At 45.8% G+C, this 21255-nt stretch carries 15 protein-coding genes and 1 tRNA gene; 9 read left to right on the top strand and 7 right to left on the bottom strand.

Annotation, left to right across the window (positions count from 1 at the left end; all coding sequences use genetic code 11):
• Positions 1 to 43 precede the first annotated feature (43 nt).
• Entirely contained in the window at positions 44 to 1765 is a 1722-nt protein-coding gene (locus HNP76_RS08555; protein ID WP_184659495.1) for a SulP family inorganic anion transporter, read from the bottom strand.
• A 61-nt stretch (positions 1766 to 1826) separates the two neighbouring features.
• Positions 1827 to 2741 (bottom strand): MBL fold metallo-hydrolase, encoded by a 915-nt coding sequence (locus tag HNP76_RS08550; protein WP_184659494.1) that lies wholly within the window; start codon positions 2739 to 2741, stop codon positions 1827 to 1829.
• Positions 2742 to 2908: 167 nt separating this feature from the next.
• Here HNP76_RS08550 and prs point away from each other — a divergent pair, with 167 nt between their 5' ends.
• The 4 genes from prs to HNP76_RS08530 all read left to right on the top strand — a co-directional run bounded on the left by prs (position 2909) and on the right by HNP76_RS08530 (position 6323).
• A complete protein-coding gene (gene prs, locus HNP76_RS08545; protein WP_184659492.1) occupies positions 2909 to 4174 on the top strand; it encodes a ribose-phosphate diphosphokinase in 1266 nt (421 codons plus the stop codon).
• Positions 4175 to 4285: 111 nt separating this feature from the next.
• Positions 4286 to 5344, top strand: a complete 1059-nt coding sequence (locus tag HNP76_RS08540; protein WP_184659490.1) for a hypothetical protein — start codon at positions 4286 to 4288, stop codon at positions 5342 to 5344.
• Positions 5345 to 5349: 5 nt separating this feature from the next.
• Positions 5350 to 6009 (top strand): HAD family hydrolase, encoded by a 660-nt coding sequence (locus tag HNP76_RS08535; RefSeq protein WP_184659488.1) that lies wholly within the window; start codon positions 5350 to 5352, stop codon positions 6007 to 6009.
• A gap of 240 nt (positions 6010 to 6249) precedes the next feature.
• Positions 6250 to 6323 (top strand) — tRNA-Arg (locus HNP76_RS08530).
• Here the strand turns inward: HNP76_RS08530 and HNP76_RS08525 are convergent.
• The gene (locus HNP76_RS08525) at positions 6321 to 7199 is read right to left on the bottom strand and encodes a DNA recombination protein RmuC (RefSeq protein ID WP_184659485.1); all 879 of its coding nucleotides are present in this window, start codon (positions 7197 to 7199) and stop codon (positions 6321 to 6323) included. The two genes, HNP76_RS08530 and HNP76_RS08525, sit on opposite strands and share 3 nt — an antisense overlap.
• 71 nt (positions 7200 to 7270) lie before the next feature.
• Between HNP76_RS08525 and HNP76_RS08520 the strand changes: the two genes are divergently transcribed.
• The 4 genes from HNP76_RS08520 (at position 7271) to HNP76_RS08505 (ending at position 14332) form a co-directional block, all read left to right on the top strand.
• Positions 7271 to 9436, top strand: coding sequence for a DUF4954 family protein (locus HNP76_RS08520; protein WP_184659483.1), 2166 nt, complete (start codon positions 7271 to 7273; stop codon positions 9434 to 9436).
• A gap of 170 nt (positions 9437 to 9606) precedes the next feature.
• Positions 9607 to 11277 (top strand): 2-isopropylmalate synthase, encoded by a 1671-nt coding sequence (leuA, locus tag HNP76_RS08515; RefSeq protein WP_184659481.1) that lies wholly within the window; start codon positions 9607 to 9609, stop codon positions 11275 to 11277.
• A gap of 122 nt (positions 11278 to 11399) precedes the next feature.
• On the top strand, positions 11400 to 12923 hold the full coding sequence (locus tag HNP76_RS08510; RefSeq protein WP_184659479.1) for a M16 family metallopeptidase: 1524 nt from the start codon (positions 11400 to 11402) through the stop codon (positions 12921 to 12923).
• Positions 12924 to 12934: 11 nt separating this feature from the next.
• Positions 12935 to 14332, top strand: a complete 1398-nt coding sequence (locus tag HNP76_RS08505; RefSeq protein WP_184659477.1) for a M16 family metallopeptidase — start codon at positions 12935 to 12937, stop codon at positions 14330 to 14332.
• An 88-nt stretch (positions 14333 to 14420) separates the two neighbouring features.
• On the opposite strand, the gene HNP76_RS08500 is transcribed toward HNP76_RS08505, so the two are convergent.
• From HNP76_RS08500 to asnS, 4 genes are all read right to left on the bottom strand, one after another.
• Positions 14421 to 15239 (bottom strand): hypothetical protein, encoded by an 819-nt coding sequence (locus tag HNP76_RS08500; RefSeq protein ID WP_184659475.1) that lies wholly within the window; start codon positions 15237 to 15239, stop codon positions 14421 to 14423.
• 175 nt (positions 15240 to 15414) lie between these two features.
• On the bottom strand, positions 15415 to 17307 hold the full coding sequence (gene guaA, locus HNP76_RS08495) for a glutamine-hydrolyzing GMP synthase (RefSeq protein WP_184659473.1): 1893 nt from the start codon (positions 17305 to 17307) through the stop codon (positions 15415 to 15417).
• Positions 17308 to 17375: 68 nt separating this feature from the next.
• On the bottom strand, positions 17376 to 18656 hold the full coding sequence (locus HNP76_RS08490) for a YhjD/YihY/BrkB family envelope integrity protein (RefSeq protein WP_184659471.1): 1281 nt from the start codon (positions 18654 to 18656) through the stop codon (positions 17376 to 17378).
• A 6-nt stretch (positions 18657 to 18662) separates the two neighbouring features.
• On the bottom strand, positions 18663 to 20111 hold the full coding sequence (gene asnS, locus HNP76_RS08485; protein ID WP_184659469.1) for an asparagine--tRNA ligase: 1449 nt from the start codon (positions 20109 to 20111) through the stop codon (positions 18663 to 18665).
• Between the two features lie 127 nt (positions 20112 to 20238).
• Here asnS and HNP76_RS08480 point away from each other — a divergent pair, with 127 nt between their 5' ends.
• Positions 20239 to 21186, top strand: a complete 948-nt coding sequence (locus HNP76_RS08480) for a TAXI family TRAP transporter solute-binding subunit (protein ID WP_184659467.1) — start codon at positions 20239 to 20241, stop codon at positions 21184 to 21186.
• Positions 21187 to 21255: the final 69 nt, after the last annotated feature.

Raw genomic sequence — 21255 nt, 5'->3', positions numbered from 1 at the left:
GGGTGAGAAAATCTTTCTCACCCCCTTTTGCTTTTATATAATCTTACTTGAGAATCTCTCTTGCGCGCTCCAGAGCACCATTGATATGGTCGTGGATGTTTTCTTTTCCAAGTTTTTCTGCCATGCCGGTCTTTTCAAGAAGAACGTAAGGCTGTGTATGGATTCCTGAAATAACGATTGTAATTCCTTTTTTATCACAAAGGGCTTTTGCCTGCTCGAGGGCTTTGATTCCGCCTGCATCGAGGTAGATTGTGTTCCTCATGCGGAGGATAAGGACTTTGTAGCTTACGCCAGCCATTCCTGCACGCTCCATTGCGATTTCAAATTTTCGGACTGTACCGAAGAAGAGAGGTCCGTCGATTTCGTAGACCATTGCTCCTTCCGGCAGGTCGAGCTTTTCTTCCGGCATGTCTGCTGCGTGGATTCCTGAAATGAGGGCTTCGCGCTTGTTCTGAACTTCTGACAAATCAATCATCTTTTTAATGAAGAAGAATGCTGCAAGTCCGAGTCCGAATTCGATTGCGACCGTCAAATCTACGAAAACAGTAATAAGGAAAGTAACTGCGAAAACTGTGATGTCCGATTTCTGTCCGTGAAGAAGTGCGCGGATTGCAGGGAAGCCTGCCATGTTCCATGCTACGTTGATGAGGACTGCCGCAAGGGCTGCCATCGGAATGTATGAAGCGTATTTTCCGAAGAAAAGAAGAATCAAAAGAAGTGTGAGCGCGTGAATAATTCCTGCGACCGGAGTTTTTCCGCCGTTCTTGATGTTTGTTGCTGTGCGGGCGATGGCTCCTGTTGCCGGGATTCCACCGAATAATGGCGACGCGATGTTTGCGATTCCCTGACCGATAAGCTCTGTGTTCGAGTCGTGCTTACCGCCAGTCATACCGTCAGCGACTACTGCGCTCAAAAGTGACTCGATTGCGGCGAGGACTGCGATTGAAACTGCTGTCGGGAAGAGGGTTCTGATTGTCGTGATTGAGAAATCCGGCAGCTGTGGAGCCGGAAGTGTGTTCGGGATAACGAAATGCTCCCTTCCGTCTGCGAAGAAGCCGATTGTGTCTGTTTTGAGGCCGCAGAATTTGTCGAGAAGGATTGAAGCCACTGTAGCAAGAATCAAAACGATGAAGCTGCCAGGAATCTTTTTGACAAATTTAGACCAGATGAAAATGAAAGCCAGACAGATTGCCGCCATCACGAATGAATACACGTTGACTGTTGAAGCCGACTTGATGTAAACGATGATTTTTGGAAGGAAATCGCCCGGCATTTTTGAGTATTCTTCGCCGAGAATCAGCATTGGTTTTGAGAAATCCGGTACGAGACCGAAGAAGTCACCGATCTGACCTGTTGCGATTGTAACTGCGATTCCGGCCGTGAAGCCTGTGACGATTGTATATGGAATAAACTTGACCAGACCGCCCATTTTAAATGCGCCGAGCAGAATCAAGAGGATGCCGGCCATGACGGTTGCCGTTGCAAGACCGCTCAATCCGAACTGGGCGACGACTCCGTAAACGATGACTGCGAAAGCGCCTGTCGGTCCGCCGATCTGGACAGCCGAACCGCCGAAAGCAGAGATACAGAAGCCTGCGATGATAGCGGTGAATAAGCCTGCCGCCGGGTTTACGCCTGAAGCGATTGCGAATGCGATTGCCAGCGGAAGTGCGACAATGCCTACGATAAGACCTGCGATGAGGTCAGAAACAAAAGTTTTGCCGTTGTAGCCTTTGAGAGAGCTAATAAGCTGTGGTTTGAACATAATGTAAAATTATGCTGTTTTTAGCGGTTTTGTGCAAGAATAGGGGCAGGATGCTTTTTCTTTATGCCTGAAGAATTAGACCGTCGTATGAAGGAGAAACGCTGCCGCCATTTTTGACAATCTGCGAAAGATTTGGAAATTCCGCCAGGTGGTCATTTATGTAGCTTTGAATCTGCCCGTGCTTTTTGTCATGAGTGAGGTGGGTGAACCATGTGTGTCTTGCCCCGATCTGCTCTGCATAGCCCATTGCCTGCAAGAAATTACAGTGGCTTGAATGTTCCCGCTCGCGCAGTGCGTCAATCACAAGATGCTCAATCTGGCCTCCTGCCTTTTTGACTTCGGCAAGAGATTCCTCACTGATGAAGTTGCAGTCGGTGAGGTAGGCGATTGAATGAGGCGAGCCGTCTGATCCTGTGCTGGTGAAAACGAAGCCGATTGTGTGGTGGTTTCCGTGGAGCATGGGGATTGGAACTACTTTGAGTCCGCAGAGATTGAGGGGATTTTCAGAGCTGTTTGAGTCCATGCCGATTAAGTTGAGCTTGGGAATGCCGCCGCCCTTTTCATGGTCAACGAAAATATATGGAAAGCGCTCGTGGATGTAGCCCTTTGTGCGCTCGCTCGTATAGACCGGAAGGCCTTCGCCGGAAGTTTCCGGGTATTTGCTTTTGATTACGCTGTCCTTACACATTGCGGCGGAATTCTTGTGGCTGAAAATGCGCAGGTCGTCAATTCCGTGAAGGTGGTCAGCGTGTGAGTGAGTGATGAAAACGGCATCAAGACTGCATAAATTGAATTTGAGTGCCTGGGTGCGGAAATCCGGCCCGACATCAATGAGGAACTTTTTGCCTTCATGCTCGAGGAGGGCACAGCACCTTAGCCGCTTGTCGTGTTCGTCCGTAGATTTGCAGACTTCACAGGAGCAGGCGATTACAGGAACGCCGTGGCTTGTTCCCGTGCCCATCAAAGTCATTTTCATGGAAGAAATTGTAGCAGAAAGACGCTTTTAGATAAAGGTCACCCCATCAGGGGTGTGTCCGTAACATCTGCGAAATATGCTAATATTTTCATGTCTTTACACGCCTTTCTTGACCATGCTGGGCTAAAAGGCTAAAATAAAAGAATCCAATTTATAGGGAGCCTTAAATGCCATATTCAGAACCGACTAATCTTGGTGTTGTTGCTTGTCCGGGTGGTGCTGTATTTGCCGATGAAGTAATCGCTCATCTCCGCCACATGTATAAACATCGTTTCGCTTTGAAAAGCGATGTTATCTCAAAGAGATACAATCTCGAAAAGGACAAACTGGTTCAGGACATCAATTTCCGTAACGACCTTGCTACTTCCGATCTGGTTGTGCGTGGTTCAACGGATAAATATCGTCCGCCGGTATTCAAAATCAACACGCAGTTCACTTGGTTTGCGAACGGCGAAGTCAAAGCAGAGTTGCTTGAATGCGTTCGCGGTAAAGACATCTACATTTTTCAGGATGCCGAAAATCATTCGCCAATTCCAATGAATGGCGGAAAAAACATGGTTACTTTCTCAGTAAACGACCATGTAATGACTTTGCTTGTCACAATCGATGCCGTACAGCAGGCAGGTGCAAAGTCAATCACGCTTGTTTTACCTTCATTCCCGTACAGTCGTCAGCACAAAAAGAAGAGCCGCGAAGGTCTTACCGCAGCCCTCTTGTGCCACATCTACGAAATGAAGAATGTCACACGCGTCATCACACTCGACATCCATTCACGCGAAATCGTAAATGCATTTAATACAGCTTATCTCGACAACCTGCACGCTTCATATCAGATTATCCGTGAGCTTGCAAAAGTCGTTAACCTTACAGGTCCTAACAAAGAGGATTTGGTAGTCGTTTCCCCGGATACTGGTGCTATCGACCGAAACAAATTCTACGCCACAGGTCTCAAAGTGCCTCTTGCAATGATTTACAAGGAGCGCGATTATTCTGTGGTTACTCAGGACGCAAAAAATACAAATATCAAGAGCGTTAAGCTTCTTGGCGACGTTCAGGGCAAAGTTGCCTTCCTCGCAGACGATATGCTTGGTACAGGCGGTACATTGCTCAAGGCTATGGAATTCCTTCACAACAACGGAGCTACCAAAGTCATCGCCGCAATTTCCCTTCCATTCTTCACAGGCAATGCAGTTGAGCTTTTCGACCAGGCATATAAAGACGGCCTCTTCTACCGCGTAATCGGTACAAACGCAGTCTACCATCCTGATTTGAAGGACAAGGAATGGTTCATCAGCACAAACGTTACTGGCCTCTTCGCAAACGTAATCACACGCGTTCACCACGACCAGAGCCTCAGTGACCTTCTCGATAACCGCACGATTATCGACAAGCTGATTAAAAAAGACACTGACAAGGCCGAAAAGTCAGAATAATTCGAACCAAAAATCCTTCCATGGATTTTTGGATTCGTACGAGAATTTTCTTGTAGAAAATTCTCTCCTTGCTTTAACACCGCATCCGTGCGGTGCTTTTTTTGTATATAAATGACTGACACAATCCTTTGTATTGATATCGGAACTTCCTCGCTGAAGGCGGCTTTGCTGCCGGACAATCTCAGGTCAGCGGGGAAGTTTTTTGTTTCAAGGCAGGCTTTCCCGGAATCAGCCTTTGCCGGCTCAAATTCCGCAAGTTTTTATCTTCCTGCCTTAAAGAATGCCCTTTCAGAGCTGCGGGGAAAAAATCCTGACTGTGCAATCGAGGCAATCTGCGTGAGCGGTAACGGTCCCACGGTCATTTCTGACGATGGGAGGACTTTCCTTTACAGCGAGCCTTACGAATCTTCTCTTAATACAAAATCACTTTTCATTCCAAGATTTCAGGGCTTCCGCGAGCGTTTTCCCGAAAGCTGGCAGAAGACGGAGCATCTTTTTGGTTCTCCGGAATATCTTCTTTATAAGCTTACGGGGCAGGCTCTTTCAATCCTTCCTGAAGAGCGTTTTTTGACCGCCTACTGGACTGAGTCAGAACTTTTATCCTGCGGTTTTTCTCAGTCCGAAATCAAGAAAATCCCGCCTTTCGTAAATTCAGGTGCATTTGCGGGCAAGGTGAGCGGGGAAGCAGCCCTTGAGACTGGTCTTTTGGAGGGAACTTTTGTCTTTGCGGGTGCTCCTGATTTTGTGGTTGCCCTGATTGGAACAGGCACCGTCCTTCCAGGAAAACTCTGCGACCGAGCCGGAACAAGCGAAGGCCTGAACCTGTGTACGTCAAAGCCGGTTTCCGCCCCGGATTTAAGGACAATGCCCAGCGTAGTGAGCGGAATGTGGAATCTTTCTTACTTAGGTAATGACCTTGCCCGCGGAATTAATCTTCTTCGTGAGGCGGCCCTTTCTAACGGCGAGTATTTTCCTGACTTCATGACGATTACCGGCGGCCAGGCTTTGAATGATGAGCTTGTCAGACAGAAGGAAGAGGCGAGCGGGCTTAAAATCCTTAAAATGCCGATTGCCGACGCTGAGCTTATCGGTGACCTGATTCTTGCAAGAGTCGCCCTGGGTGATTATGATGATATCCTTGAGGCAGTTTTTGCCATTTTAGGAGCGTGAGTTTTATGCAAGTCTACAATCTTCCGTCAAATCCCAAAGTCCTGATTTTTGACATAGATGCAACTCTTTACACCTGCCCGGAATATGCTCATGAGCAGATTGACTGCCAGATCCGCCACTGGGCTAAGCTCAACGGCTATTCTGTTGAGGGCGCGCGGAACATGATTGCCGACTTCAGGCGGAAGTGGGCGGCTGACCATGACGGCAAGAAAATTTCCCTCGGAAATCTTTTTACAAGTTTCGGAGTTTCAATCGAGACAAGCATCGAGTGGCGCAAGACTCTTTTTAATCCGGCTGATTACCTCCACCGTGACGAAAATCTTATCGCGGCCCTTACTGAGCTTTCAAAAAAATTCTACATGATTTGCGTGACCAACAATCCTGTTGAGCCTGCGCGAAAAACCCTGGAAGTAATCGGAATCTCTGAATTCTTCCCGGAAATTGTCGGCCTCGACACCTGCATGGCAAGCAAGCCTTCAAAAAAGATTCTTGACAAGGCGGTTGAATATGCGGAAGCGGCCCTCGGTTCAAAAATCGAATACACGGACTGCATTTCAATCGGTGACCGTTATGACATCGACCTTTCCCTTGCGATAGAGCTTGGCATGGGCGGCATTCTTGTAAGCGGTGCCGAGGATGTGTGCGGACTGGTTGAGATTCTTTAAGTTTTTTGATAGAATAGATAATCTAAATCGATCCCGTAGCTCAGCTGGATAGAGCATCAAAAACGCTTTCGCGTTTTACCTAATTGAAAGGTCGTTCGTTCGAATCGCATTGGGGCTACGGTATCAGATAAATCGATCCCGTAGCTCAGCTGGATAGAGCATCAAAAACGCTTTCGCGTTTTACCTAATTGAAAGGTCGTTCGTTCGAATCGCATTTGTGGCTACGGTATCAAATAAATCGATCCCGTAGCTCAGCTGGATAGAGCATCCGCCTCCTAAGCGGAAGGTCGTGCGTTCGAATCGCATTGGGGTCAATCGTTTGTTAAGGAGCCTAGCTGATTTTCAATCTGCTGGGCTTTTTCATTTACTTCACTGAATTTGGCGCTGGCGTTGGAGAGGTGCTTTCCTAGGGTGGTCAGTTCTTCTGTAAAGCCTGTGAAATTCTTTTGAATCCCGCTGATTTTTTTGATTATTGACTCTGCCTGCTCTTCGATTTTCATTCCCTTTAAGCCGTAGACGATTGACATCAGGTAGGCGTAGAAGGTGTTCGGGGAGACTGGAATTACCCGGCTTTTCATGGCGTAGTCAAAAAGTTCGTAGCCTTTTTTGCTGTCGTTTGTGAGGATTTCGTAGTAGACGCTCTCGCTTGGAATGTACATGAGGGCAAAGTCGAAAGTGTTTTCCTGGGGGCGGATGTATTTTTTTGAAATCTCGTCAATCCTTGCCTTTACCGAGCGGGTGAACTCTGCCTTTGCCTTCTTTTTTGATTCTGAGTCTTGTGAGGAAATGTATCGCTCAAAACTTTCAAGCGGGAATTTTGAATCTACCGGAATTATGTTCTTTCCCAGCTTTATGACCGCATCAACTGCCGCTCCGTCCGAGAACTGGAACTGCTGTGCGTAGTTTTTTGGCGGAAGCGTGTCTTTGAGCAGATTATATAGAAGATATTCACCGAAGTTGCCCCGGAGTTTTGGCGCATGCAGAAGCGAATTAAGCGAAGTGACTTCCTGCGCGATTTTCTGCATCTGCAAAGCCGAATTTTCCAGCGCCCCCAGCTTCTGCTGAATCTCAGAAAGCCCCGAATTCGAGTGCGATGCTGCCAGGCGCACCAGCATCCCGATAAGGAAGAGAATTATAATAGAAAGAAAAACAATTAAAATCAAAGCCGGTGAAATATTTATAGAAGACATGAGAATATTATAACATCTTTTTTTGATTTATCCATCTATCCTCTTTTAAAGCAATTGTTTATAATATTATCATGGTACAAGTCAGCAATGTGCAGAATTCTTCACTTCTGCCTCAGTTTTATACGGAATATTTGACAGGAAAAAGACAGCTTACTCCGGAAGAAATCAAAATTTTGCGTTCTTGTAATAAAAATTCAGACTCTTCATGGAAAAACATCTGGGTTGATGAAAATGAATTTGATCCCAGCCTCATTTCATGCTGTGAGATTCAGGGATTTCTTGTAATTGGAAAGCTTTCTGACCGCACTCTAAAATACCACGACCTTGCCCTTAAAGAAGGTCTTTATGATTCTTATTTTGAAAATGTCGTAATTGGCGATGACTGTGTCGTCCGCAACGTTCATTATCTTTCAAACTACAAAATCGGTGACCGCAACATTCTCTTCAATATCGATGAGATGAGCTGCACCTGCCACTCAAAATTCGGAAACGGCATTCTAAAAGAGGGTGAAAAGGAATCAAACCGGGTATGGATTGGTGTCGGCAATGAAAATGACGGTCGTGCTGTCCTTGCTTTTGAGAATATGATTCCCGCCGACGCCTACATCTGGGCAAAATACCGTGATGACATTCGGCTTCAGAGGCGGCTTCTGGAAATTACGGACAATCAGTTTCCCCATGAGCTTAACACTTACGGTATTACAGGCAACGATGTAATCATTAAAAATACCACCCTGCTCAAGGATGCCAAAATCTGTGATGCCGCCTATATCAAGGGTGCCTTCAAACTCAAAAACATCACGATTCTTTCAACAGAGGAAGAACCAAGTCAGATTGGCGAGGGCGTAGAACTTGTAAACGGAATCATGAATCCGGGTTCAAAGGCTTTCTATCAGGCTGTAGCAGTCCGTTTCGTAATCGGCCGCAACTGCCAGCTTAAATACGGTGCCCGCCTGCTCAATTCAATTTTGGGTGACAATTCAACGGTTTCCTGCTGTGAAATCTTGAATAACCTGATTTTCCCATTCCATGAGCAGCACCATAATTCTTCATTCCTCATCGCATCGATTGTCGGCGGACAGAGCAACATCGCTTCCGGGGCAACAATCGGTTCCAACCACAATTCCCGTGCCGCAGACGGTGAGATGTATGCAGGCCGTGGATTCTGGCCGGGACTTTGTTCTGATTTTAAGCACAACTCCCGCTTTGCAAGCTTTACCCTCATTTCAAAGGGAAGCTATCAGAACGAGCTGAACATTATGTATCCCTTCTCTCTGGTTGCAAGTAACGGCCCCTGCCAGCCAATCACGATTATTCCGGCTTACTGGTTCATGTACAACATGTATGCCGTCGCCCGCAACAAGGCAAAATTTGAAAAGCGTGACAAGAGGCTTGTTAAAGTTCAGACCATCGAAACTGACCCTCTCGCTCCGGACACGATTCAGGAAGTTGAATACGGACTCAGACGGATCATTGAGCTTACGGCTGATTATCTTCTTGAGTTGAAAAACGAAGAGGCTCTGGCTGCAGAGAACAAGGAAGAACTTTATCAGGTTGCAAAGAATTACCTTCATCAAAATCCGGATGCAAGTTTTACCCTGCACGAAAAAAAGGCTCAGAAAAAATACGGTGCCATTATCATCAAGCCGGTCAAGGCTTACCGCTCTTATCGCCAGATAGTCAAATTTTTTGCCGTCCGCACTCTCTGTGAATACTGTCAGCGCAATGGCAAGGCTGGTCTTTCTCCAAGCGATATTAAAGAGATTTCTGAAATGCCTCTTTTCTCAGAGTGGGTTAATGTCGGCGGTCAGATTATTCCGCGAAAGCGTCTGGACCAGCTCTTTGACTATATAAAAGAAGAAAGCATCAATAGCTGGGAAGAAATTCATGCCTATTACAGGGAATGTCAGGAGCAGTATGATGACTACAAGGTCGCCTATGCCCTGAATTTGCTCGAAAAACTCTATACAAGGCCGATTTCTGAATTCAACAAGGAAATTTATGAGGATATCGCCGCAGATTCAAAAATCGCCAACGTAAAGACTTTTGATGAAACTTTGATTTCCAGAATGAAGGACTTTGACGATGAATTCCGAATGCAGACCTTCAATAACGCCCGCGAAATGAATGCAGTTCTTGGAAGCATTACGGACAATGAATTCATTATGGATATGCGCGAAAACATGCAGAATTTTGAGAAATGTGTCAGCACGATTTTTGACAATCTTAAGACTTGACTAAAATCGAGCAAATAAGCATACTAGAGTTATGAAAACACTATCACTACTACTTTTGTTTGATTTTCTCTCAAAATAGCTCAAAAGCGTGGTGGTATTGTTATAATTTCACAAATTACAGCCCTGTTGCTTTTGGCAATAGGGCTTTTTTTATTTAAGGAGTTTTAAAAATGAACGCAAAAAAGTACAAAGCATTTCCTGCGATTCCAATTGAGAACCGCACCTGGCCGTCAAAACGAATCACAAAGGCACCGATCTGGTGTTCTGTAGACCTTCGTGACGGAAATCAGGCCTTGATTGACCCAATGGGTATTGAAACCAAACTTGCTTTTTTTGAACTCCTTGTAAAACTTGGTTTTAAAGAGGTCGAGATCGGCTTCCCGTCAGCCAGCGACACAGAATACGACTTTATCCGCCGACTCATCGACGAAAACCGCATCCCAAGTGACGTTACGATTCAGGTTCTCTGTCAGGCCCGCGAAAAGCTCGTAAAGCGTACAATGGAATGCATCAAGGGCGCTCCGAGCGTTATCTTCCATATATATAACTCAACTTCTCCTGCCCAGCGAAAATACACTTTCAACAAGAGCAAGGAAGAAATTATCAAGATTGCCGTTGACGGCGTAAAGTGCATCAAGGAATGCATGAAGGATTTAAGCGAGGAAGACCGCAAAAAAATCCGTCTCGAATATTCTCCTGAAAGCTATTCAATGACTGAAATCGACTACGCAATCGAAATCTGTGAGGCTGTCGGAAACGAGTGGGGCTGGTCAAAAGAAAATAAAATCATCTTCAACCTGCCTACAACAGTTGAGTGCTACACTCCGAACGTCTATGCAGACTCAATCGAATATTTCGCATCAAAAATCTCTCACCGTGACTGCGTGATTATTTCAACCCACTGCCACAATGACCGCGGAACCGGCGTTGCTTCTTGTGAGCTCGGTCTTCTGGCCGGTGCTGACCGTGTCGAAGGCTGTCTCTTTGGAAACGGTGAGCGCACAGGAAACCTGGACATCGTTACTGTTGCCCTCAACATGTTCTCAGAGGGCGTAGACCCTGAGCTTGATTTCTCAAACCTGCCGGACATAGCCGATGCTTACCAGGAATACACCAAAATGGAAATCAATCCCCGTTCACCATACGCAGGCGGTCTTGCTTATACTGCTCTTTCTGGCGGTCACCAGGACGCAATCGCAAAGGGCTTTGCTGCCCGTGCAAAAATGCCTGAAGATGCAATCTGGGATGTTCCTTATCTTCTTATCGATCCGCATGACATCGGCCGAAAGTACGAGGGCATCATCCGAATCAACTCTCAGAGCGGAAAGGGCGGTGCAAGCTTTATCCTCGAGCACAACTACGGTTACGCAATTCCAAAGGCAATGCAGCCTGCAATCGGTGACCTCATCAAGGCAAAAAGCGATGCCGCCCAGCGTGAGCTTCAGCCGGAAGAAATCCTCAAATTCTTCGAGGAACAGTGGCTGGGCAAAAAAAGGCCTCTCGAAGTGCTTGACCTTGCCTCAACTCAGCTTGAGGGACACGATGAAAGCGAGCATGTTTCAACCCGCGGTGTCGTCAACTACAACGGCGTAAAATTCTCAATCGGCGGCAAGGGAAACGGTCCTCTCGACTCATTCGTTTCAGCCCTCGCCGGAACTCCGGTTCCTGCCTTCAACATCACGGCCTTCCATGAGCACTCTGTCGGTCAGGGAAGTGATACTTACGCAGTTGCTTACGTCCAGATTACAATGGAAGACGGCAAGTCAAAATGGGGTGTCGGTAAGTCATCAAACGTAGGAAAAGCCGGTGTTGCAGCCGTAATTTCCGCCCTCAACCAATAAAATTATCAGGCTAGCGTCTTGAGTAAAGTCCTTATCGGTTTTTCCGGTAAGGACTTTTTTTAATAATTCCTGTCATTCTAAATCTGTGGCTTTTTTTTGAATCTATGTTATAATGGCTTCATATGTTCACGAATTTAAAAAAAACAATTTCATTAATTTTTCTGACTTCTGTCTTAACATTTGTTTTTGCAGAATCAACGGATATTCCGGGGCTTTATCGATATAAACTTGATAACGGTCTGGAATTATTTGTCGCGGAGAATGATTCCGCACCACTGGCTTACATCGAAATTGCAGTCCGTGCGGGAGCCGTCACACAAACTCCCCAGAATGCAGGTCTTTTTCACCTTTATGAGCACATGATGTTCAAGGGAAACGAAAGATATGCAGACCAGGATGCCTTTACAGATGCTGCCAATGAAATGGGGCGGATTGACGAGAACGGCACGACTGGCGTTGACCGGGTAAATTACTATTTTACAATTCCTTCTTCTTTGGTCCGCCGCGGTCTGGAATTCTGGTCTTATGCTATCCGTACTCCCAAACTGGATGAATCTGAGCTTGAGAACGAAAAGGCTGTCGTACTTTCAGAAATCAATGCTGACTTTACTGACCCTGCTCATATCCGTTCCGCTGCCTTGTTCAAGACCATGTTTCCAAAAAGCCCGTGGAGGCTCAGTCCTTCAGGTGATCCTGCTGTAATAAAGAGCGCCACTCCGGAAACCCTCCGTGAGATTCAAAAGAACTATTACATTCCGTCAAATTCAGCAATTTTCGTCGGTGGCAATGTCGAGCATGACGAAGTCTTTCAGTATGTAAAGGAAATCTATTCTGACTGGAAGAATCCTGATGAACCTGTAGAATTTGAAGAGCCAGAGACAAAAACTCCGCTCCTGCGTGATAAAAAACTGGTTTTCGTAAATGCAGGGGCAGACGATGCCATGATTCAGGTCGGTTATTATCTTCGCGGTCCGGACGGTCAAATCGACGCGGCTGACACCTATGCCGCAGACGTATGGACTAAGCTTGCCGGAGACCCAAATGGAGTTTTCGCAGCTACTTTTGTTTCAGAAGAGGCCTTGTGTATTCCGGAAAGTAATTATATCGGTGCTTCTTATCCTACAAGGCGTGCCAGTGGATTAATCGGATTCTATGCCGCCATGCTCAATGTTTCAAATGAGCCTCCTGTCGAGGATTCAAATTTTGGCTTTGGAAGCATCGAGACCGTTCGAACCAGTAATCTGTCACCTGTCGAAAAGTCAGATTTATTCCTTTCAGTCCTCAAAAGAAAGGCAATTCCGGCCATGGCAAACAAGGACAAGTTTTTCAAGGATAAAAGCATTTCTTTCGTAATTCAGCAGCTTGAGGATTCAAGGATATACGAGCTTGAAAGCGCCAAGACAATACTTTCTTCCCTTTCATTTTTCTGGTCCAGCTGCGGTTCTGATTACTTCTTCTCTTATGACAAGAATATTGCCAAAGTCAGCGAAGATGACGTCGTCAATTTTATTCAAAAGTACATTCAAAACAAAAACGGAGCCCTTGTGGTCTCTGTAAGTCCTGGTGTCTGGAAGAATTATAAAAAAGCCTTCCTGAATCACGGATATGAAGAAATTACAGCAGAAAATGCATTCTGGCAGAAATAAGTGGGGAAAAAATGCGGTTGATTAATAAAAAAATGACTTTCAAAAAAAATATTTTTGTTTCAGTTTTATTTCTGATTTCACTTTTTGCTGCGGGGCTTTTTGTTTCCTGCGGTTCTACTAAAAACCTTGCTGATTCAAATCTCGGAAGTGTCGAAGATTTTACCCGAAAACAGCTTTCAAACGGCGTTCCTGTGATTTTCAAGCAGAATCGCGGCAGTAAAATCATTGTTTGCCGCGTGATTTTCGAGGGCGGCACAAGCACAATCGATAAAAGCCTGAGCGGCATCGAAGAGATTGCATTGGATCTGGCCCTGCGTGGTTCAGAAAAATATCCATATTCAGAGATTCAAAAGCTCGAATATGAAAAAAGTTTTTCCCTCACCTCATCATCGGGCAAGGATTTTTCAACAGCGGGCTTTATCTGCATTCAGCGTGACCTGGCTCAGGTTCTTTCGATTCTCCAGGACTGCATTACAAAGCCGGCTTTCCTTGAGTCTGATTTTGACCAGAAAATGAAGGAGATTTCTTCTGAAATTGCGGCCAAAAAAGCTGATCCGGCCGGAGCTCTGGGGCTTGCAATCACAAAGGCAGCCTTTGCTGACCATCCATACGGAACCGCAACTTCTGTAACTGAGGAATCTTATCCCAACATCAATCTTACAATGGTAAAGGGCATTCATCAGAGCCTTTTGAACGCTTTCCGCATTAAGATTGTAATCGTCGGAAATTTCAGCCAGGATTTAATCGAAAGCCTCACTTCAGAGCTTGATTCTGGAATCGGCCAGATTCCACGAAAGGCTTATTCAGCTCCAAAAATACCGAAAATTCCTGTAATGCTGAATACAGTCCGGGTCGGAAACGAGCAGGCTGGAAATACAGGATATATCGCAGGCTTGTTTGAGTGCCCGAACAGGGGGGCGGCTGACTACATTCCTTTTGCCCTTGCTTCAATGTATATTGATGACCTCTTTTTCTCTCAGGTTCGCGAAAAGGCTGGAGCCGTTTACTCGATTAATTCCGGCGTTATCGGCGGAAAGGAACTGCTCGGCGTGATTTCAATTTATAAGGCAAGCGAAAAGAAGAATCTGAAGAATCTTGTTTATGAGGCAATCAACTCATTCAATGAAAAAGACATGGCCAAAAAACTTGACCAGTACAAGAACAAATACATTACGACAATCTTCAGCTCAGCTCAGACTGCTTCCGGTCTTACTTCAAGCGTTGTTTCAAGCCTGGAGTATTACGACTCTGAAAGCGCATATCTTGGCCGGGCCGATCAGGTAAATGCCGTTGAGCTTAATCAGGTCATCGCAGCCTACAAAAAATACTTTGAGCCGATTTCAAGACAGGACGCGGCTCAGTGGATTATCGTAGACGGCGAAGAGAATCTTGAAGATTACGCTTTCTAAATAAAAAAGAGTGGCTGAAGGATTTGAAGTGAACCCCAAAAGTTGGAGACAATTTTTGGAGGTACTCTTTTTTTATGCCCGTCTAAAATTAAACATCTAATTTTTCGTAATCGGTTCTGTCCAGATCGCTGTTTCTGACTGATGCCCGCAGGGTTTCATTCAGATTTTCACCGATATAGCCGCGAATCTTGTTGATTGCTTCCGGCAGGGTGGTGGTGGTGAACATGATTACGACCAAAAGGAACTCTCCCGCGTCCTTGATTGCTGAGATTTTGATGTCAACTCCAACCTGAACGTTTTTGAGGTTGAGGGTGACACCTTCGATAACCTGATTGATAAAGACCGCATTTGCCTGACCCGGTGAAAGCTTGGCTGCAATACCAACAGCGCTTATATCGATAATCTTGAGCTTGAACATGCGGTTGTCTTTGAGCCAGAGCAAATCAGCCTGAGGCTCTGTAAGACAGTTTGCACGGATGTATTTTCGCATACCCTTGGCGTTTTTGGCATCCATTGCCTTTACAATTTCGTGGAAAAGCGTTTCCAAATCAGCAGTATGGGTAAAAACGCCTGCATCAAGCTGCAAGTCTGATATGAAATTTGTCTTTTTCTCGTCAGGGAGAGGCTGGAGAATGACGCCCATATCCAGGGGCTGGAAAACATTTTCATTTTCAAAAGATTTGATGAAATTGTGCCAGCCTTTGAGGGTAAGCTGTGCTTCGGCTATACAAAAACAGATTGAATCTGCATTTTTGCGGAGGTATGGTTTTGCCTTTCGATAGTCATTGATTGCGTAAACTTCATATTCCATGAGCCGGAGACGTTCAACAACCTGAGATTCGAAAGTTGCGTTTGCGCCAACAAAAAAAACTTTGCGGCCATAAATTGATTTATCTGCGTCTGCCATATGTGGACTCCCTTAAATCTATATTAAACATTTTACAATAGAACTGTAAAAAAATCCACAAAAAAAATAAACAAAAAAAATCCCCGCATGGATGCGGGGAATAGAGACAAGAGAGAATTTTCGTTAGAAAATTCTCGTACGAACAGAAATTACAGGGATGTAATTTCTGTTCGAATTATTCCCAGCCGAATGTTGCCGGCGGTTTGTTTGTTGCGTCGAAGTAGAGGGCGTCAACGAATGGAAGTTCTGCAATTTTTCTGACGATTTCCTTGAAAACATCCATCGGGAACCATGCAAAGCGGGCTGTCATTACGTCTTCCGAGCAGACAGGGCGCAGAACGAAGCTGGCGTTTTCCTTTGTTGATGCGTAAGGCAGGTCAATCGTGAGGTGCTGGAAGATTGAGTTGTAGAGATTCCTGCTGTGAAGCTCTGTCAGGACGATGTTGTCGACTTCGCGCAGCTGATCCAGACGACGGCGGTCACAATAACCTTCCTGAAGTTTTAAATCCTCGTCCTTGAGGCCCGGCTTTTGATACAATTTGATTACAGTGCGGTTAAGGTATGCTGCTCCGTTTGTGATTGATGAAGAAGCTCCCTCGACCTTTTCACGGATGTGAGGAATGTGATAGAAGCCCTCGCCCTCGCTTTTGAAAGTGAGGCAGGCCGGGAAGCGGTAAGTGCGGAAGTCACCCTGAACGCCGACTGAGCGTACTGGCAGGACTGAACGGCTCATTGAAGCAGTACAGTCAGCACAGAACTGGTCGATTTTGACTTTGTTGAGTTCTTCCTGGGCCTTTGCCAGCTCTTCCTTGTCCTTATCGGTGAAAGAGCCGTCCGAGCAGAGCACGTTGATTGAAAGTCCAGGACCTGGGAATGGATGTCGCATTACCAGCTGGTCGTCAAGACCGAGTTTTTTGCCCATGGCGCGAACTTCGTCCTTGTACAAGTCCTTGAGAGGCTCGATGATGAGACCCTTTGCGATGAGCTTTTGAATTCCGTCAACGCGGTTGTGATGTGTCTTGATTGTGTGGCTGTTTTTTGTTCCGCCCGACTCGATGATATCAGGATAAAGGGTTCCCTGAGCCAGCATCCAGTCATCCTCGTTGAGTTTCTGGGCTGCTACAACCCGGTCCCTTACGGTGATGAAGTTTTCGCCGACAGCCATGCGCTTTTTCTGCGGGTCAGTGAGGCCTGAAATTGCGCCGAGGAAGCTTTCGCTTGCATCCTCAACGATGAAGTTGTTGAAGCCGAATTTTTTGTAAGCCTCGGCAACGCTCTTTGATTCGTTCTTTCTCATGAAGCCGTTGTCGATATGAAGACCGAGAACGCGCTCCTGACCGAGTGCCTTGTTCAAAAGGGCAAAGGCTACTGTTGAGTCAACTCCGCCTGAAAGGAAGAGAAGAACGTTCTTGTCTCTTGCGTCTTTTTTGATTGTATCGAGGATGTGGGCGAGGACTGTATCTTCGTCCCAGTTTGTCGTCATGCCGCAATATTCTGCAAAGTTTTTGAAAATCTCATTGCCGCATGGAGTGTCTTTTACCTCACAGTGGAACTGGAGGCTGAATCGCTTTTTGGAAAGATTCTGAGTTGCTGCGAAAGGACAGTCTTTTGTGCTTCCAACGGCCTCAAATCCTTCTCCCATTTGTAAAACACCGTCCTGGTGGCTCATCCAAACCTGCTGGCTTCCTTCGATTCCCTTAAAAAGCGGACATTTTGCAGAAGAACCGTTCATTCCGCTGCTGAAATTGAGTTCTGCAAAGCCAAATTCGCCGACATCAGCCTTACCGACCTTTCCATTGTAGCCCAGCTGGACGATGTAGTGTCCGTAGCAAAGCCCCAAAATCGGAATGTCGAGGTTCAAAATCTCTGAATTGAAGTCAGGTGTCTTTTCATCATAAACTGAAGCAGGTCCTCCTGAAAAAACAACGCCCTTGGCACCTTCAAAAACGCTTAAATCAGCAGAAGGAAGGGCGATTTCAGAATAAAAACCTAAAGCACGGAAACGCTTCGCAATCAAGTGAGCATATTGCGAACCAAAGTCAAGAACGACAATTTTAGAACGATTCATATTTTCTCCAAATGATGCAGACAGTATAGCAAAAATTCCGCACAGAGTACACAGAGGGCAGTTAGATTTTAAAAGAAAGGACTGATCTGCTTTAAGAGTTTTTTGGCTGCTTCCGGATTCTGGTGGACTAAAAACCTGAACCTTTCGCTGTCAATTTTGATGATTTTAGTTGAAAGGACCGCCATGGCAGTGAAAGTCCGGCTCTGATCGAGAAGACATGAGGTTTCGCCGAAGAATTCTCCGCGGTGAATGAGCACGTTGACTTCTGGAACTTCGATTTCGGGAATGAGCTTTACGCTGCCGTTGATGATGTAGTAGGCAAAACTGTCGTTGTCGTCCTTGTTGAAGATAATTTCTCCCGGCTTGTATGAGAAGACGTTGGACTGGTTGGTCGCAATCAAAAAATCAGGCCGGATGAAAAAAGCCCTCTTGATTTCAGCTCCAAGACCTGTCTGCTCGATATCAGGAAGAAGATAAAGCTCGCCCAAGAGAAGCTCGTCGAAAAACTGAACGACGTAGATGAACTGGGCAAAGACAAGGAAGAAAACGAAGAAGAAGAAAATGTCCATGAAAAGAATGATTACGTTGCCCAAAACGCCGTAAATCAAATCATAACGGCTTACGTTGAGGAAAAAGTGCATTATGATTCGGAAAATCCAGAAGGAAGTGGTGCAGAGCAGACTGATTGACGTACATAGAATGAGGGAAGGCTTTGTGCCCGAAGCTGACCTGAAAAGGACTGTGACGACCAGAAAAATCAAAAAGTTTGGCAGGAATTTAATCAGTTTGCCGGAAAGAATGTCGTAATATAAAAAATCAAGCTGGGGAATTTCCCTGATAAATTCGAATGATGCGATTGTCTGAAGTGAAATATAGACGAAAAAAACTGCTGACGAAATGAGAACGATGATGATTTCAGTACCAAAAGTAAGAATTTGATTGAAAAGCGCCTTGCGTTTGACCTGAGTGTGGAAAATATTCTGCATGGAGTCAAAAATTGATGCAAAAAAACGCCTTGCCATCCAGATGATGAAGATGCCCGCGATGATTTCAAAAGAACTGACCGTTCTGATTGACTGCACTGACTGAATTACGAAGTCTGAATTTAAATAATTTTCGAGGGCCGGAATGGCGGAAATAATCGTTGAAATCGTTTTTGGTGAGGCGTGCAAAAACCTCACCAGAACCATAATCACCATGATAAAAAGGGGGATTACGGAAAAGAGGAAGCTGAAGGCGCAAGACCCCGCAAAGGACAAGAGGCGATTCTGCAAAAAGTATTTCGTCGTAAGAAAAATACTCTGTGAGAACGTAATGAATGTGACTTTGCGAGGATTCTGCCTGCTCATGCCATCCTAGAAATCTGCAAGTTTTGGTGCTCGTGGATATGGAATTACGTCGCGGATGTTCTGCATTCCTGTTACATAAAGAAGCAGGCGCTCGAATCCCAAACCGAATCCTGAGTGAGGAACTGTACCGAACTTGCGGAGGTCGAGATACCAGCTGTAGTCCTCAGGCTTGAGTCCCAGTTCATTGATGCGGGCGAGAAGCTTGTCGTAGCTTTCCTCACGCTCGCTTCCTCCGATGATTTCGCCAAGGCCTGGAACCAGAACGTCGACAGCCTTTACTGTTTTTCCGTCGTCGTTGAGCTTCATGTAGAAGGCTTTGATTTCTTTCGGGTAGTTGTAGACCATTACAGGGCATTTGTAGATTTTTTCTGTCAGATAGCGCTCGTGCTCTGTTGCAAGGTCACAGCCCCAGTATGGCTTGAATTCAAATTCGTCTGCGTGTTTTTCGAGCTCGGCAACTGCCTCTGTGTATGAAACGCGCTTGAAAGGTGTTTCTACAACGTGCTTGAGTGTGTCGATTACGCCCGGCTGGATTCGCTTGTTGAAGAATTCCATGTCCTCTGAGCATTTTGTGAGGGCCCAGTTGAGAAGGTATTTGATGAATTCTTCCTGAATGTCCATGTCGTCGTTGAGGTCGAAGAAGGCCATTTCAGGCTCACACATCCAGAACTCTGCGAGGTGGCGTGTTGTGTTTGAATTTTCTGCACGGAAAGTAGGTCCGAATGTGTAGACTCGTCCGAGTGAAGTTGCCAGGGTTTCTGCTTCAAGCTGACCTGAAACTGTGAGTGAAACAGGCTTTCCGAAGAAGTCCTTGCCGTAGTTTACGAGTTTTGCGGCATCTTCCTTTTTCATGCCGGCAGCGCCCTTTTCGATTGCAACTTCTGCGAGTTTTTCCAGGCTCAAGGTTGTTACCTGGAACATTTCGCCAGCACCCTCACAGTCGCTTCCTGTGATTTCCGGTGTATTAATATAGAAGAAACCGCGCTCCTGGAAGAAAGTGTGGACTGCATAAGCCATCTGGCTTCGCATTCGGAATACAGCGCCGAATGTGTTTGTGCGGCCGCGGAGATGTGCGTTTTCACGCAAAAATTCCATTGTTGCGGCTTTTTTCTGAATCGGGTAGTCAGAAGGACATTTTCCCAAAACTTCGAGAGTCTCAAGATTGACTTCGACTGCCTGACCTGCGCCCTGTGATTCAATCAGCTTTCCTGTTGCCTTGAGTGAAGCGCCAGTTGAGATATTTGAGAGAGCGTTTTCGATTTCGTTTGCATTATTTGGATTAGAAGGATTTGTGCGGTCAAAAGTGAGCTGAATGTTTGCGAAACAGCTTCCGTCGTTTACCTGAATGAAGACCAGGTTCTTAGAGTCGCGCATAGTGCGAACCCATCCACAGACGGTAACGATTCGTCCGTCCGGCTTAGAAGTAAGGATGTCTTTGATTAGTTCTGTTTTCATAATGAATTAGTTTACCACTTTGAGAAAAGAAAATCCACTAAATCTATAGAAGGTCTGGCCGCAATTTATTGAAAATAAGTCTGTTTTTTATTAGAATATAATATCTTATTAAAATAAGGGGAAAACTATGAAAAAAATCGTTATTCTTGCATCTGTGCTCGGAGCCCTGCTTGCTCTCACATCTTGTAATGACAAAAAAAATTACATCCTTGCTACCGGCGGTACATCTGGTACTTATTATCCATTTGGCGGTGCCATTGCCAACATCTGGAACACAAAAATCGCAAATATGAACGTTACAGCTCAGGCTACCGGTGCTTCTGCTGAAAACCTCCGCCTCATTTCAAAAGGTGACGCAGAGTTCGCAACAGTTCAGAACGACGTAATGGACTACGCTTACCGCGGATCAGACATGTTCCAGGGCCAGAAGCTTCCAAACCTTGCTTCAATCGGCACTTTGTATCCAGAAGTTGTTCAGATTGCAGCTTCAAAATCAAGCGGAATCAAATCAATCGGCGACTTGCACGGAAAACGCGTTTCTGTCGGTGATGCAGGTTCAGGCGTAGAATTCAACGCAAAACAGATTCTCGAAGGCTACGGAATCACATTCGACGACATCAAAAAGAACAACCTTTCTTTCAAAGAGTCTGCTGAAGGTCTTCAGAACGGCACTCTCGACGCATGTTTCATCACAGCTGGTGTTCCAAACGCAGCCTTGCAGGAGCTTGCTTTCACAGCCGGTCTCGTCCTCATTCCTGTAAACGGAGCAGAGGCTGATTCAATCTGCAACAAATATTCATTCTACACAAAGACTGTAATTCCAGCCGGCACATACAAAGGCACAGACGTTGACACAGAAGCCCTTGCAATCAAGGCAACTCTTGCAGTAAGCGCAACTTTGGACGAGAACACAGTTTACGAAATGACAAAAGCTTTGTTCGAAAACCTCGGCGAGCTTGGTGCTGCTCACGCAAAAGGAAAGGAAGTTTCTGCAAAAGCAGCCGTAACAGGTATTTCTGTTCCCTTCCATCCAGGTGCTGCAAAATACTTCAAGGAAATCGGTGTATTAGATTAATATTGCGCCGAATCAGCTGGCTGCCGCCCTTCCGCCCTTCGCTAGCGCTCATTGCATAGTTCGCTACGC

The organism is Treponema ruminis, assembly GCF_014201975.1.
Lineage (GTDB): Bacteria > Spirochaetota > Spirochaetia > Treponematales > Treponemataceae > Treponema_D > Treponema_D ruminis.
Note: the sequence above shows the minus strand (reverse complement) of the source record. Positions and strands in the feature narration are given on the sequence as shown.

Bases quoted from the DNA above. Each gene is read 5' to 3' on its own strand.
- HNP76_RS08510 (WP_184659479.1), top strand. From the start codon at position 11,400: ATGTTCACGAATTTAAAAAAAACAATTTCATTAATTTTTCTGACTTCT.
- HNP76_RS08550 (WP_184659494.1), bottom strand. From the start codon at position 2,741: ATGAAAATGACTTTGATGGGCACGGGAACAAGCCACGGCGTTCCTGTA.
- HNP76_RS08535 (WP_184659488.1), top strand. From the start codon at position 5,350: ATGCAAGTCTACAATCTTCCGTCAAATCCCAAAGTCCTGATTTTTGAC.
- HNP76_RS08555 (WP_184659495.1), bottom strand. From the start codon at position 1,765: ATGTTCAAACCACAGCTTATTAGCTCTCTCAAAGGCTACAACGGCAAA.
- HNP76_RS08480 (WP_184659467.1), top strand. From the start codon at position 20,239: ATGAAAAAAATCGTTATTCTTGCATCTGTGCTCGGAGCCCTGCTTGCT.
- HNP76_RS08505 (WP_184659477.1), top strand. From the start codon at position 12,935: ATGCGGTTGATTAATAAAAAAATGACTTTCAAAAAAAATATTTTTGTT.
- leuA (WP_184659481.1), top strand. From the start codon at position 9,607: ATGAACGCAAAAAAGTACAAAGCATTTCCTGCGATTCCAATTGAGAAC.
- HNP76_RS08540 (WP_184659490.1), top strand. From the start codon at position 4,286: ATGACTGACACAATCCTTTGTATTGATATCGGAACTTCCTCGCTGAAG.
- HNP76_RS08520 (WP_184659483.1), top strand. From the start codon at position 7,271: ATGGTACAAGTCAGCAATGTGCAGAATTCTTCACTTCTGCCTCAGTTT.
- HNP76_RS08490 (WP_184659471.1), bottom strand. From the start codon at position 18,656: ATGAGCAGGCAGAATCCTCGCAAAGTCACATTCATTACGTTCTCACAG.
- HNP76_RS08525 (WP_184659485.1), bottom strand. From the start codon at position 7,199: ATGTCTTCTATAAATATTTCACCGGCTTTGATTTTAATTGTTTTTCTT.
- prs (WP_184659492.1), top strand. From the start codon at position 2,909: ATGCCATATTCAGAACCGACTAATCTTGGTGTTGTTGCTTGTCCGGGT.
- HNP76_RS08500 (WP_184659475.1), bottom strand. From the start codon at position 15,239: ATGGCAGACGCAGATAAATCAATTTATGGCCGCAAAGTTTTTTTTGTT.
- asnS (WP_184659469.1), bottom strand. From the start codon at position 20,111: ATGAAAACAGAACTAATCAAAGACATCCTTACTTCTAAGCCGGACGGA.
- guaA (WP_184659473.1), bottom strand. From the start codon at position 17,307: ATGAATCGTTCTAAAATTGTCGTTCTTGACTTTGGTTCGCAATATGCT.